Source organism: Lysinibacillus sp. 10T31 (assembly GCF_056394365.1).
On record NZ_JBFTHS010000036.1, the window covers coordinates 20,824 to 35,516 of the forward strand.

The 14,693-nt window shown below is 37.0% G+C and carries 13 protein-coding genes; 3 read left to right on the forward strand and 10 right to left on the reverse strand.

Features of this window, described 5'->3' with window-relative positions; translation table 11 throughout:
• Nucleotides 1-23 precede the first annotated feature (23 nt).
• From AC1DCY_RS19050 to AC1DCY_RS19090, 9 genes are all read right to left on the reverse strand, one after another.
• Nucleotides 24-1,139 carry an amidohydrolase gene (locus AC1DCY_RS19050; protein ID WP_477352719.1) on the reverse strand — a complete coding sequence of 372 codons (1,116 nt, stop codon included), beginning with the start codon at nucleotides 1,137-1,139 and terminating at the stop codon, nucleotides 24-26.
• 327 nt (nucleotides 1,140-1,466) lie between these two features.
• Nucleotides 1,467-1,610, reverse strand: a complete 144-nt coding sequence (locus tag AC1DCY_RS19055; RefSeq protein ID WP_477352720.1) for a hypothetical protein — start codon at nucleotides 1,608-1,610, stop codon at nucleotides 1,467-1,469.
• Nucleotides 1,611-1,811: 201 nt separating this feature from the next.
• Nucleotides 1,812-3,851 (reverse strand): TRAP transporter permease, encoded by a 2,040-nt coding sequence (locus AC1DCY_RS19060; RefSeq protein WP_477352721.1) that lies wholly within the window; start codon nucleotides 3,849-3,851, stop codon nucleotides 1,812-1,814.
• Entirely contained in the window at nucleotides 3,848-4,363 is a 516-nt protein-coding gene (locus AC1DCY_RS19065; protein ID WP_477352723.1) for a DUF1850 domain-containing protein, read from the reverse strand. The genes AC1DCY_RS19060 and AC1DCY_RS19065 overlap by 4 nt, the downstream gene beginning before the upstream one ends.
• Nucleotides 4,364-4,505: 142 nt before the next feature.
• The gene (locus tag AC1DCY_RS19070; RefSeq protein ID WP_477352725.1) at nucleotides 4,506-5,498 is read right to left on the reverse strand and encodes a TAXI family TRAP transporter solute-binding subunit; all 993 of its coding nucleotides are present in this window, start codon (nucleotides 5,496-5,498) and stop codon (nucleotides 4,506-4,508) included.
• 255 nt (nucleotides 5,499-5,753) lie between these two features.
• A complete protein-coding gene (locus AC1DCY_RS19075; protein ID WP_477352727.1) occupies nucleotides 5,754-5,921 on the reverse strand; it encodes a hypothetical protein in 168 nt (55 codons plus the stop codon).
• A 9-nt stretch (nucleotides 5,922-5,930) separates the two neighbouring features.
• Complete coding sequence (locus tag AC1DCY_RS19080) at nucleotides 5,931-6,137, reverse strand: hypothetical protein (protein ID WP_477352729.1); 207 nt, start codon at nucleotides 6,135-6,137, stop codon at nucleotides 5,931-5,933.
• Nucleotides 6,138-6,408: 271 nt separating this feature from the next.
• Nucleotides 6,409-6,960, reverse strand: coding sequence for a superoxide dismutase family protein (locus AC1DCY_RS19085; RefSeq protein ID WP_370082891.1), 552 nt, complete (start codon nucleotides 6,958-6,960; stop codon nucleotides 6,409-6,411).
• Between the two features lie 187 nt (nucleotides 6,961-7,147).
• Entirely contained in the window at nucleotides 7,148-7,930 is a 783-nt protein-coding gene (locus AC1DCY_RS19090) for a 3D domain-containing protein (RefSeq protein WP_477352731.1), read from the reverse strand.
• A gap of 86 nt (nucleotides 7,931-8,016) precedes the next feature.
• On the opposite strand from AC1DCY_RS19090, the gene AC1DCY_RS19095 reads away from it, so the two are divergent.
• Nucleotides 8,017-8,391 carry a YjfB family protein gene (locus AC1DCY_RS19095; protein WP_477352732.1) on the forward strand — a complete coding sequence of 125 codons (375 nt, stop codon included), beginning with the start codon at nucleotides 8,017-8,019 and terminating at the stop codon, nucleotides 8,389-8,391.
• A gap of 60 nt (nucleotides 8,392-8,451) precedes the next feature.
• Entirely contained in the window at nucleotides 8,452-9,582 is a 1,131-nt protein-coding gene (locus AC1DCY_RS19100; protein WP_477352758.1) for a response regulator, read from the forward strand.
• A 372-nt stretch (nucleotides 9,583-9,954) separates the two neighbouring features.
• On the opposite strand, the gene AC1DCY_RS19105 is transcribed toward AC1DCY_RS19100, so the two are convergent.
• Nucleotides 9,955-10,977 carry a GGDEF domain-containing protein gene (locus tag AC1DCY_RS19105; RefSeq protein ID WP_477352733.1) on the reverse strand — a complete coding sequence of 341 codons (1,023 nt, stop codon included), beginning with the start codon at nucleotides 10,975-10,977 and terminating at the stop codon, nucleotides 9,955-9,957.
• Between the two features lie 636 nt (nucleotides 10,978-11,613).
• Between AC1DCY_RS19105 and AC1DCY_RS19110 the strand changes: the two genes are divergently transcribed.
• Entirely contained in the window at nucleotides 11,614-14,658 is a 3,045-nt protein-coding gene (locus tag AC1DCY_RS19110; RefSeq protein ID WP_477352735.1) for a hybrid sensor histidine kinase/response regulator, read from the forward strand.
• Nucleotides 14,659-14,693 lie beyond the last annotated feature (35 nt).

Sequence of the window (14,693 nt, forward strand, 5' to 3'; positions counted from 1 at the left end):
GATATAACTCCCTCTCGCTATCATTATTCGTATTCAGGTTTTTTTTCTAACACACAAGCAAGTACTTTTGCAGCATCCATTAATGCAATTCGTTCAAAAGTCATTTTCGGATGATGTAATCCCGGAGTTAAGTTGGCCCCAATACCAATCATCGTTGCTTTTAATTCAGGTTTTTCGACTGTATAAAAATGGAAATCATCACTTCCAGGTGTTGTGATTTCTCCAGCTAAATGCTCTTCCCCAAGTGTTTCAATTATTGCATCTTTAGCCATACGCGCAGCAACTGAAGAAACCTCAGCGCCAGGTGTAAAATCTAACCATTTCCAATCCATATCAATCTCAAACTGCTGCTGGATTGATTTTAAACCAAACTCAATACGACTACGAAGTAATTCTAGTTGGCTATTACGTTGCGCCCGAATATCCATTGAGAAGCTAGCAGTTCCTGGAATAATATTCGTACTACCACCGTCTGCAACAATCTTCGTTAACTTTGCAGAATGAGGCTCGAAAGGTGATAAATGTATGCTATGGAGCATTTGCTGTACGGCCATAATAACATCGATTGCATTTTGCCCTTGATGAGGTCTAGCACCATGTGCATCAGTACCTCGTATTGTTCCTTCTAAAAAATAAGCCGCACCATGATGGATAGCAGGTGATACCTTGCCAAGTGGTAGCTCTTCAATTGGTCTTAAATGAACACCGAATAAATGCGAAACGTCATCAACAGCTCCTCGCTCAAAGGCTGCACAAGCTCCATTCCCAAGTTCTTCAGCAGGCTGGAAAATAAAACGAATACGATGTTGCAATGGTCGATCTTTCAGCAGTAATAAAGCACCAAGTACCATCGTTATATTTGCATCATGTCCACATGAATGATTAGCTTGCCACTTCCCATCTACTTCCTGCCACAAAGCATCTATATCTGCACGTACAGCAACAATTTCATCACCTGTACCAATTTCAGCAATTAACCCCGGAACATCCCCTAACAAACGATAGGTTACGTTCAACTCATCTAAAATCGACGCAATTTTTTTAGTAGTTTCAAATTCCTTCCAGCTTACCTCCGGGTATTTATGAAAATGATCAAACCATTGGTAAATTGTTTCTTCTAAGATTACAGCATTTGACATAACTACACCTCTATACGCATTTTTGTTTCTCATTATACAGGAAACTATTTAATAAGAAAAAGAGGACATTGACCATAGCGTGTGGGTTGATTTCCGTTCCGACTGGGCGCTTTCCTAGGGGCGTCCGATGAGCCGCTTCACTCGCGTTGCTCGCTCCAGGGTCTCACCTGTGACGCTAATCCCTAAGGAGTCGCCCAGTCTCCACTCCAATCAACCTAGATTCATAGCATATATTTCTACAAATATTTCCCCCAACTTTTATGTAAAAAAAACGAAGGACTATGTTAAAAGTAATTTCTACCTTTAGCACAGCCCCTCAAATAAATATTATAAACTTGTAAAAAAACCTTCTGGATACTCTTCATAATGTACCATCATTATTTGCTCCTCATCTTTTTCCACTTCCATAGTAAGCTCCATTTCCTGATCCATTAGATACGTTTCAAATTTTGAGTTCAACATCTTTTTCATTCAATCACCTCTTGTTATATTTAATTGAATTTTCTGATAAAAGAATTATACAATGACCTTTGTAAAAAAAGCAATAAACGATGCTCATTATGCATAAAAAGTATAAAAATAATCTACTTTTTAGATTAAAATTCTATCAGAAAAAGAGATGTATCAAATTATGATACATCTCCCTTTATCCTAAGCCTTTGTACTCTTTACTTAAGCCATCGCATTCGTTTTACTATTTTGATTGTCATCACCGTTATCTTTACTCTGTGTTACATATTGAATTACAAACATAACAATAAAGATTGCTAAACCAGCCCAATCCGAGAATTTTTCTGGATAGATCAGAAGTAAACCCGCTGCAATCGCAATAATGCGTTCAAACCAAAGCATTTTGCGATACCAGTAACCAATTACTCCCGCACCTATAGCTACCATTCCTGTAATGGCCGTGATTACTACCCATATAATTTCAGGTATAGTTGTATCAATCATTAACAATGCCGGTGAAAATACAATCATATACGGAATAATAAATGCTGCAATAGCAAGCTTCGCTGAGTTTACACCTGTTTTAATCGGATCTCCACCAGAGATTCCCGAAGCCGCAAAGGCAGCAAGTGCAACCGGTGGGGTTATATCAGCAATGATACCAAAGTAGAATACAAAGAAGTGTGCCGATAATAAAACGACTACTGGTACTAATTCCTGTGGTGTATTTGGTGATAATAATGCCACGATTGCTGGAGCAGCAATTGTTGACGTAATTACATAGTTCGCTGTTGTCGGAGCCCCCATCCCAAGAATTAAGGAAGCAATCATCACAAAAATCAGCGTTAAAATAATACTACCACCAGCTAATTCTACTAAACTATTAGCTAAACTTAAGCCTAGACCCGTTTTCACAACAACCCCTACGATAATACCCGCACAAGCCGTTGCCGCTACAACACCAAGTGCTGTACGAGCCCCTTCAACTAATGCATCAATAACATCCATTGGTTTTAAACGCGTTTCTTTATTAAACATAGAAACACCTATAGAAATAAGAATACCGTAAAGCGCTGCATGCATTACTGCTGTACCTGTTAACATTAAAACGATGATAGAGATTATCGGTAATAAAAGGTAAATTTTCTTAAATACCTCTCGACGATTTGGCATTTGATCGTCACGTAAGCCTTTCAAGCCTACACGTTTCGCTTCGAAGTGAGTCATAATCCAAATACCTGTAAAATAAAGCAATGCAGGTATCGCCGCCGCCTTCGCAATATCCCAATACGTAATTCCGCGACCGATAAATTCAACCATTAAAAACGCTGCCGCACCCATAATCGGAGGCATTAATTGCCCACCTGTAGATGCTGCTGCCTCAACCGCACCTGCGAATTCTTTACGGTACCCTAGCTTTTTCATCATCGGAATCGTATATGATCCAGATGTTACAACATTCGCTACAGAGCTTCCTGAAATCGTACCTTGTAGTGCACTAGAAAATACCGCTACTTTTGCAGGACCACCAATTAATTTACCTGCAATAGCTACTGCTAAATCATTGAAGTATTGGCCAACGCCTGTTTTGACAAGGAATGCTCCAAAGAGTAAAAACACAAAAATAAATGTGGCAGAAACACTAATCGGTGTTCCAAAAATCCCATCTGTCGTAAAATACATGAGATTAACAATACTCTCAAAATCTTGCCCTCTATGCGCCATAAAATCCGGGAAATATGGTCCGAAATAGGCATAGATTAAGAAACATATAGCAATGATGGTAATCGGTAAACCTACTGCACGGCGAGCTGCTTCAAGCACCAACACGACAGCTATGAGACCTACAATAAAATCTGTTTGCGTGATGGTACCATTGCTATTAACAAGCTCTTTATAATTCATCGTCCAATACGAACCTACTACAATGGATAATACCGCTAAAATATAGTCGAACCATACTATTTTATTCTTTGCTGCTTTTTTTCGAGCAGGGAATAGTAAGAAAATTAGGGTCAAACCAAAACCTAAATGTATCGTACGCTGAATTTGCGCTGGGAATTGGCCGTAAATTGCTGTGTAAAGCTGAAACAATGAAAATGCTAGTAGTCCAAAGAAAATGACATGCTTCATAATGCCCGATACTGTTCGTACATTGGATTCAATATCATATTTCTCAAGTATTGCCTGTTGTTCTTCAGCTGATATTTGTTCGAATTCTTCTTTTTTTACGTCGTCGTTTGATTTATGCTGTGTCGTCATTTCATCCTTACTCCTTTCCATTGTTCATAAAGCGATAAACGCTTCACCTCAAATAAATAGGATTTTCCCCTTTGTAAGTCTATTTTTAAATCGTATTCATAATTCTCGTAATCTAATACAAGGTCTAAATCCAAATCGCCTATATAGATCGTAAAATTTTCAATGACTTCATTGTCAAACTGCAAAAAATATTTACCATCGCGTTCTGTTAATGTTTGATTTTCCTCTGCATAGCTAGGCATGCCGATCGCTAAACTTTCATACTCCATCCCTAACATTTGAATACTTGTTCCATCTACACATTTATAATGCTCGAGTACATCCGTTTTATGGATAGAGTGAGTGTATCTAATTTCAAATGTATCCTCAGTTGTCAGTGGTATATAATGCACTATCGGATCATTTATACGTGTTTCCGTAAATGCGAATACCTTTTGAAGAGGAAGAAAAATGACTATACTAAAGCAAATACATAAAAAAGCTAAAACAATTATTAATGTTCTCTTTCGCACTGCATCTGTTCCCCCACTTAAAAAGCTATTCGTACGGAAGAAAAAAGACTCGAAGCTTTACGCAATCCGAGCCTCTTCGTATTTAAGAAAATAATTTTTCACTCGAAATAAGCTATTCTAAATTTATAATCCGAATGTTCCGTTATTTATGTTCATCAAAGTATTTTTGAGCACCTGGGTGAACGTCAATACTGATACCTTGTAAACCTGTCTTAGCTTCGATATAAGCCCCTTTAGGGTGGGAAATTTTATCTTTGTTATCATAAATAGCTTTCGTCATCGAATAAACAACATCTTCTGGAAGATCTTTTTTAACCGCTAGCATTGCAAGTACTGAAACTGTTTCAGTATCTTTTGCAAGACCATACGTACCAGCTTTTACTGTATCTTTTGCGTAGTAAGGATATTTAGCAATTAACTCCTCTGCTTTACCAGCATCCATACCGATAATATTTACTTTAGTTGTTGCATTTAATGCCTCAACAGCACCTGTTGGCGTACCCGCAGTAATAAACGCTGCATCGATTTGACCAGATTGAAGACCGTCAGCAGACTCACCAAAATCAAGGTTTTGTGCTTTGATATCATCCATCGTTAGACCATGAATTTCAAGTAATTGTTCAGCATTTGCGTAAGTTCCAGAACCTGGAGCACCTACAGAAACCTTTTTCCCTTTTAAATCAGCGTATGTTTTAATGCCTGATGCTTCAGTTGTTACTAATTGTACTGTTTCTGGATAAAGTGCACCTAAAGCAGCAATTGCATCGATTTTTTTACCATCAAACATCTTTGTTCCTTCAGTGGCATAATAAGCAATATCTGATTGTACAAAGGCAATTTCACCTTTACCATCTTGCAAAGCAGTCATGTTGGCAGCAGATGCTTGAGAAACTTCAGCAGTTGTTTTGATGCCTGTTTCTTTTGAAATTAAATCCGCAAACGTTCCACCCAATGCATAGTAAGTACCTTGTGTTCCACCTGTTAATAAGTTCAGAAATTTAGGCTTTTCAGATGATGCCGATTCTCCCTTATTCGAGTCCTTCGAACCTGTTTCGCTACCAGACCCACATGCAGCTAAAATCAATAGCGCAAAGGCACTTATTAGCATTAATAGCCTGAACTGTTTTTTCTTCATAGGACTTCCCCCTTTGGTTAAAAATAATAATCTATTTAAAATTATCAAACACAGTATAATAATGTCAATCTATTTATTGTAAATTCAGTCTTTTATAATTATACAATTTCCCTTAAATCCCCATTATTTTAGAAGTTTATCAATAACTACTTCACACTAAATTTATCTACAATAGGCTATTAAATTCTTTTTCTGATAAAACATTTCCAGTATCTATATGTATAAAAATTGCATCTTCTTTATAAAAATGATCGTTCACTTCTTCTTTCCCAAGAAAATACTCGTCACCATAACGTGGGGTTGATTTCCGTTCCGTCTGGGCGCTTTGCCGCTGACGCTACGCTTTCGCGCAGATAAAACATTTGTTGCTGTCGCTTCGCTTTCGCACAGATAAAACATTTGTTGCTGTCGCTTCACTTTCACACAGATAAATCATTTGTTGCTGTCGCTTCGCTTTCGCACAGATAAAACATTTGTTGCTGTCGCTTCGCTTTCGCACAGATAAAWCATTTGTTGCTGTCGCTTCGCTTTCGCACAGATAAAACATTTGTTGCTGTCGCTTCRCTTTCGYACATATAAAACATTTGTTGCTGTCGCTTCACTTTCGTACATATAAAACATTTGTTGCTGTCGCTTCACTTTCGTACATATAAAACATTTGTTGCTGTCGCTTCACTTTCGCACAGAGCAAAGCTTCCTGGAGGGCGTCAAGCTAACACGATGTCAGTCACAAAGGCGTTATCACAGGATGTGATGCTTTTAGCCGCTGATCCCCATGGAGTCAGCGTTCTTTTTAACAAATATCCTCCCCACTTTTAGTAATGAACCAAAATGATTGTCGATTTTTACCCTCAAAACAAAAATACTGTATCTAAAGTGATTTACTTCAGATACAGTCGATTCATTTTCCTTATTGAATAATGCCACAAGCAATTCTAGCACCAGAATTACCGGAAGGATCTGTTTTATAATCGTCCTCGGATTCATGAATGATTAATGTAGTGCCACCATCACGTAACAATGAGTTAGCAGCATCTTTTTCTAAAGTTAACCCTTCAGCTAAGAAATTCAGATCCACTTTACCATCTTCTCCAACCTCTAAATTCGGAAGATCTCCTAAATGATATCCCTTAGGATTATCCTTCCCATGCTCTTTACTCGTTGGATTAAAATGAGGACCTGCCGATTCAAATGTTGGTGGTTCACACTTCCCAACGGAGTGAATATGAATGCCATGTTTTCCGGCTGGCAATCCTGATAGTGCGAGTGTCACCTTAACCCCATTGTCCTCTTCCTCAAAATATGCATTGCCATAGCTTTCATTATTTTTACCAATTACTTTCGCAGTTGCAGTTGGTCCTGAACTTGCGTTAACTGCCACTTTTTGCTCCTTCTTTTCAAAGAAACTACAACCACCGACAAATACTAATAAAGAAATAATTATTAAGCTCATTTTTTTCATAAAAATACCTCCTCTATTTCTGATGGTTGCCAACAATCCTTCCACTTATGCAACTTTACTGAGAATTTTGTGAATTGTTGGTTACAGAGTAAACTTTGTACACTTAGCTTTTATTCAAAGTTGATTCTTAAAAACAATGCAAAATAAAAGGATATCTCCATTCCACGAAGATACCCTTCCGCTTACATTAATTTAAAATTTTTACAGTTACATTTTTGACGCCCCACTGACGAGCTTGTCCCTCGGTAGGAATAAATACGTCAATTTTATTACCCTTTATTGCTCCGCCAGTATCTGCTGCGATTGCTTCACCATAACCTTCAACCCAAACCCTTGTCCCAAGAGGAATTACACGTGGGTCTACAGCAATTACCTTTAAGTTTGGATTAGATCTGATGTCTGTTCCATTCGCTGTAATCCCCGAACACCCTTCACAATACGCTGTATAGGCTGTTGCTCGCATTGTTAATGTTTTGCCCGTATTTGCTGGAGCACTTACTGAGTTTGTGCTTGATGTTGTTACTTTCTTCTTACTTGATGTCGTCGCTACGTTTTTAGTTCTGTTTTCGGAAGTTTTAGGTTTTGCCGCCGATGATTTGATAGCCAATGATTCACCTACATAAATCAGATCAGATGCAAGGTTATTCCATTCCTTTAATTCTTCCACTGACACACCATTTACACGCGCAATTGTAAATAATGTATCGCCAGCCTCAACAAAGTGTTGGTCTTTCATTGAATTATCATTTTTCGATTCGAATACATTTAAATCTTGCTCTGGATAAAACCATCTTGCGTCTGTGTCGACAATTGGCTCATAATCTCCTAAAGTTAAATTGTAAATTTTCGAGATTCCCCACAATGTGTCGAATGGATTAAAAGCGAGTTTGTCCTTTGCAGATGATGTACTGGCAAATAAACTTAATCCCAAGGTCAATGTTACAGCTAAAGCTAAAGCTTGTTTTTTCATATTTTATAACCTCCATATTTAAATATTTTGCAGTCTGCTACTAGCACACTAGAGTTAGGCTCTTTAAATGCAAGCAATGCTAGAGAATGCAATTAATAACTCAGGACAACGGACCTGATATTACGAATTATTGCTATAAAGGAGGAAAAATATACAATATCGATTATATTTTTGGTAAATTAAACAATTTTACGGTAAAACTATTGCAACTATTTGCAATTTTATATGTTGGAAAATCAGTGTTTTTATCCGATAATATGGTAAAGGAGGAATGTAGGATGGAAGTTAATACAATAATGTCTTCTCAGATTATGGAGCTACAACAAACTGTACAAATGAGTGTTATGCAAAATGCGCTCAATCTAAATACTGCAGCTGCTACCGAATTATTAAAAGATCTGCCTCAGCAGCAAGTAGCCATACATCCATACAAAGGGTCAGCCATTGATATTTCAATTTAACCTACTTCACTTTAATGAAGTTAAATTAATATTTGAAAGTTGGTGCTCTTTTTGATTCGAGTGATAGTAATGGATGATGAGCCATTAGCTCTTGTAAACATGGAGAAAAAATTAAAGGAATTTAATTCAATAGAGGTCATTAAATTTTTTTCAACTGTAAAAGATTTGCAGGCAGAGGGACCGAGCTTGGATTTCCAAGTTGCATTTTTAGATGTTGAAATGCCTGGCATGAATGGTTTAGAGATTGCCCAGTTATTAAAAAAATGGAACAAAAATATTTTTATCGTATTTGTCACTGCGTATCGGGACTATGCTATCCAAGCATTTGAAATTCACTCCATTGACTATTTACTAAAGCCTATTTCAAAAGCTCGTCTAGAGACAACTATTAATAGAATCCAAGAACTCCTTCACCTAGAAAATAAATCGACTCCTTTACAAATACGAAATACACCCGCGCTTACAATACAATGTTTCGGAGGATTCGTTGTTTTACACAATAACAAAGCCGTCCATTGGAGAACGCTTAAAACAAAAGAATTATTCGCCTTTCTTTTTTCCAATCTTAATAGCCAGGTACCTCGTGATACAATCATCGAAGCTTTATGGGCAGATACAGAATTTAAAAAGGCAAGAGTTCAGTTACATACAACAGTTTCCTATCTACGCACTACGCTTTCAACATTGGGCTATTCAGAAGTCATACAGTATTCAAATGGCTGTTATATTTTGCAAATTGAGGATTTTCAATGTGATGTCCATGACTTAGAGCATATTTTAAATGCTAAAATGGAGACCGCCAAGTTTGACGTAGAGAAGGCTGAGGCACTAATACAAAGCTACCAAGGTGAGTATATGGCCGCCTTAGATTTTCCCTGGATTACAAGTAAGGCAAATTTTATGAACAACAAATTTACTCTTTTACTTCATGATTTAGTAGAGCATTATACAGCTATACATGATGTAAAAAAACGAGAGCAAATTTTACTTTTAATGATAGAACATAATCCATATTCCGATAAAATCATACAACAGCTAATACAGCACTATATAGAAGTGGATAATCGAGCAAGTGCAGTGAAGGTTTACAATACCTTTAAAAGTACCTTGTTAGCAGATCTCGGTATTTTACCAGAGCAAGAAACAACTGAGCTATTTAACGCTATATCTGTCGGAAATTTTAATCTATAAAAGACATCGAGAAGATAACTCTCGATGTCCACTTATCTCGCATTCATTTCACCAGTAATGGAAATCAACGGTCTAGCTTGGGGTTGATTTCCGTTCCGGCTGGGCGCTTTGCCGCTGACGCTTCGCTTTCGCGCAGAGCAGAGCTTCCTGAGGGCGTCCGATGAGCCGCTTGGGCCAATAAATGTTTTTTGCGCGAAAGCGCAACAGCACGGTGTTGGTCACGAAGGCGTTATCACAGGACGTGGTGGTTTTAGCCTTCGTTTCCCTATCGCTGGTCCCCAAGGGGTCGCTCAGTCTCCACTCCAATCAACTTATATATAATCTTCCATCAATGGCCTTGTTTAAATATTTATTTTTGGTTTGGCTGAAAATTTATTTAATTATTTTTTCACTTAATTCTTCAATGACACAAATACAATTCCTTCCAGACTGCTTCGCCTTATACAATGCCTGATCTGCAATAGCAATGATCTGATTAGCCGTTTTAATATTTGTTGTAAACGATGTAATACCAGCAGACATTGTAACAGGTCTTTCACAAGCAGTATCTAACATGGCCTGCTTAATGCGTAAATTCTCCGCTAATTCTATAGCTACATCTATTGTCGTGGATGGCAATATAACCATAAACTCTTCCCCACCATATCGAAAGCACATTCCTTGTTTCCCTATGTTCTCCTGCATATGACTGGCGAAAGCTTTTAAAACTTCATCCCCTACAGTATGACCATATGTATCATTTATACTTTTAAAGTCATCTAAATCTATTAAAACTATTGAGTGCGGCACTTTATCGAGGATTAATTCATTTAAAATTTGATCCATTCTTCCACGGTTAGGTATTCCTGTTAAGGCGTCAAAATTCAGTTGATTAGTTAAATCAAATATTTCGCTTTCCGAACTAATAACCATGTTTTGTACTACTTTTTTTAAGGAATATGCTTCGTAATACCAGTCATTAATTTCTTCAAGCTTCTGTACTTCTTCTTTCTCCACACTAATAAAAAGCTGTTTTAAAGGTCGTGCAATTTTGAAAGAAAGCCATACAGTTAATACAAGTATTGTAACTAACCATAATAGTAAAGGCATGAGTATACTTTTTATGAACGTGCTAAGAGAAACTACGCTTTCATCAAGTAACTTGTCAACCACTTGCACCATATAAGGTTCGATTGATTTATCTTGATTTGGTTCCCTAAGTTTTTCTTGTATGTAGCTCTCAGTGATTATCGAAACTTCTTTCACATAATTTTCCTGCATGACGATTTTTTTTTGCATTAAAATATCGTTAAAATTTTGATAGCTACTCCAAATACTAACACCAAAAGTTGCAAGTACTACCATTACCGTCATACTAACAATAACAAACGATAACTTTAACTTGAGTTTACCCACAATAGATCATTTCTCCCATTGAGATTTTATTCCATCATCATACGTCATAACTCTTAAAGAAAACTTAAAAATTGAATAGATATTTACCGAAATATGTAGATACATTCCACTCTTGGAAGGAGGAAGGACACTCGCCTCCTTCCTCTCTAAAATGCTGTCATATCAACAATTCTCTCTCAATCAGGCATGTTTTTTATGAACATATAGATAATCAACAAAGGGATTTTTTTGTTGATATTTTTCTTATGTGACGCCCTTTTTAGTTGTGGAAGTTGCTCGTCACCCCGTAGGTATACAAGTAGCCCACAGCGGAAATCCGCTCCTCTCAATACTTTCTGATTAGTCTGAAAGTATCATTTTTAAAAATTTCTTATTTCTATTTTCTAAATTTCATGGCATGGTAAATGTAGTTCTTTTAACTTCTTTCAGCAATTACTTTCTGTACCGAAAGCATAGCGACAGGTACAAATGTCTTTTGACCGAAAGCGCAGCGTCAGCTACAGAAGTAAAAGCCTCCGGCGGATGTTACAGAATCGGAAATGAGTTCTTAAAGGATGTTAGCCTAAGCACAAAGCCGATTCCGGACGCAATTATACCGAGGCATAATTGATTACAAGAAAAATTTTGGAGGCTCTTATGTCACTGTTGAAAAAAACGACTATACGACATTCACTTTTCATTATTTTAATATTTATAGTGCTTACTACACTTCGTTTACTATGGCTTGCATACTTTCTCCCTTCAAGTGATCAACCGCTTGCAAAGAAAGGTATATTCGATATACATGAACTGCAGCTGTCCGATGAAGAAGTCCTTAACTTAGATGGTGAATGGCTTTACTATCCCGGATTATTACTAGATCCCTTAAACATTGATCATGACAAGTCTCCCAAATCATTTGAACAAACTACTCGGGCGATTCCCATGCGAGATTCAAAGGCAACGACACAACGATATGGTACATACCGTTTAAAAATCTTACTCAATCACGATGCTCCCGAAGATCATCGTTATGCCGTTCGGATTCCTGCAGTGTCGACTGCTTCAGCATTATATATTAATGGGAAGTTGGTTGAACAATCAGGGAAAGTAGCTACTGATTCACATAGTCATAAAGGTCAAGCCGATCCTTATACTCTTTACTTTACAAATAAGCAGCCTGAAATTGACTTAATTTTACATGTATCTAATTTTGATACATCAGTAAGTCCTAACATTGATAAAAGAGTTTTATTTGGCTCTGCTTCAGCTATGGCACATCACCAAATGATTAACGATCTATCTCTTGCAACAATTTCGATAACACTCATATTGTTCGCACTTTTTAGCACCCTTGTGTTCTTTTTTATTTATCCAAAGCCAATCGTTTTACTGTTCACAGTAGGTTTTCTTTTGCCTTTAGCAGATGAATTAATTTCATATGACCAATCTATTATCACTTGGTTACATCTCGATTATGTATGGTCATTTAAGCTATCTACTATCATTTATCTCGGGTCTTCTTTTTTCTTTATCCAATTTATGCGTGTTTTACTAGTCAAATATCATAATGCTAAAAGCTTTCAGTGGCTCTTTGCTTTCTATGGCCTTTCAGCATTTTTCACTATCGTCTTACCGATTAATTGGTTATTCACAATAAATTCTCTTTACTTTATACTTTATGTCGTTTCATTTTTATTTGTAGTAGTACTCGCTTTAAGAGAGTATCTTGAAAATCAAAAACAAAGCACTGCCTTTATTGCATTGACAGCCCTTGGTACAATGAATGGCATCATATGGGCGTATATTAAAACCAGCTATGATTTTGATATACCCATGTATCCGTTCGATTATTTATTTGTCATGCTCGGTTTTTCGGGTTATTGGTTTAAACGCTTTTTTGAAAACCAAGCGCAAATTAATCTATTGATTACTAAATTACAAAAGGACGATGCATTAAAGGATGAGTTTTTATCCAGTAGCTCACAAAAACTGTGGGATCCTATGAATAAAATGATTACATTAGGACAATCCATTTATGATAACCCAAACAATAAGCTTATGGCTGACGATAAGCAAAACCTGCAGCATCTTATTGATATCGGGAGAAGCATGTCCTTTACATTAAATGACATACAAGATTTTTCTCGTTTAAAGGAAGGTAATTTACATCTCCATAAAAAGAACGTCAGTATTCAAGGTAGCGTTTATGGCGTTTTCGACATGTTACGCTTTATAACAAGTGGCAAACAAATTCAAATGAATTCAACGATTCCTAGGACATTTCCTAATGTAATGGTTGATGAAAATAGATTGATTCAAATTCTGTTTAATCTCCTGCACAACGCCATTAAATATACGAGTGCAGGATCAATAAAAATCAGTGCCCATATAGAAAATACTATGGCTGTTATCCACATTCGTGACACTGGGTTAGGAATGGATGATGCTACCCAAAGTCGTCTATTTTCCCCTTACGAACAAGGCAATGACAACAATGATGGCATCGGTCTGGGGTTATTAATTTCAAAGAAGCTTATCGAATTACATGGTGGAACTTTGCAAATACATTCTGTTCCTAACAAAGGCTCGGATGTCTTTTTCACCTTACCATTAGCAGAGGAAAACGTTAATGAAGAGCAAGCTTATCTAGAGGAAGCGGACATGCAGCTTCCTATTGCAGAATATAATTCATCCCCGACAATGGAAAACCAATTCAAAATTTTAATGGTCGATGATGACCCTGTGAACTTAACAATTATGCGTAGCTTATTTGCAACTACAGAATATGCTGTTACTACCGTTACTAGCAGTGAAAAGGCTTTAGAAGTACTACAGCAAGACGATTGGGATTTAGTCATTATCGATGCGATGCTACCATATATATCTGGCTATGCTTTAATCGAAAGTATTCGAGAACACTACTCATTACTTGAATTGCCTGTCTTATTACTAACAGCTCGTAGTTATTCCGAGGATGTCTATATTGGTTTCGCCCATGGTGCAAATGATTATGTGACGAAGCCAATTAATTCTTTAGAGCTAAAGGTAAGAAGTAGAGCCTTAATCGACTTAAAATATAGTATCAATCAACGATTACATTTGGAAACAGCTTGGCTTCAAGCTCAAATACATCCTCATTTTTTATTTAATACATTAAATTCGATTGCATCACTTAGTACGATCGATACAGATCGAATGGTTGATTTAATGCATCATTTTGGTGAGTATCTACATGCAAGTTTTGATGTACGGAATCTACAGCGAGTAGTACCACTTAAGGATGAGTTGGAGCTAGTTCGGTCATATCTCTATATTAATCAGCAGCGTTTTGGGAACTTACTAAACATTGAATGGGATATAGATGACAATATTAATATTGATATTCCCCCTATCTCCTTACAAACTTTAGTCGAAAATGCCATTTGTCATGGTGTATTGAAACAGGAAGAAGGCGGTACAGTTTGTATCCGTATAAAGGATTTTCCGGATCATGTAGCAGTAAGTGTTGTAGATGATGGCGTTGGGATTGATCCAAGTATATTAGATGAACTACAATCCGGTAGTAATTCGCCAAACACTGGCGTAGGTCTACGTAATACAGATTTACGTCTTAAAAGGATTTACGGACAGAGGTTACAAATTAAAAGCACATTAAATGAAGGAACAACTGTCACCTTCCATATTCCAAAAAATAAATGAAAGAGGTCATCACCTTCTCAATTGAGTTGGTGGTG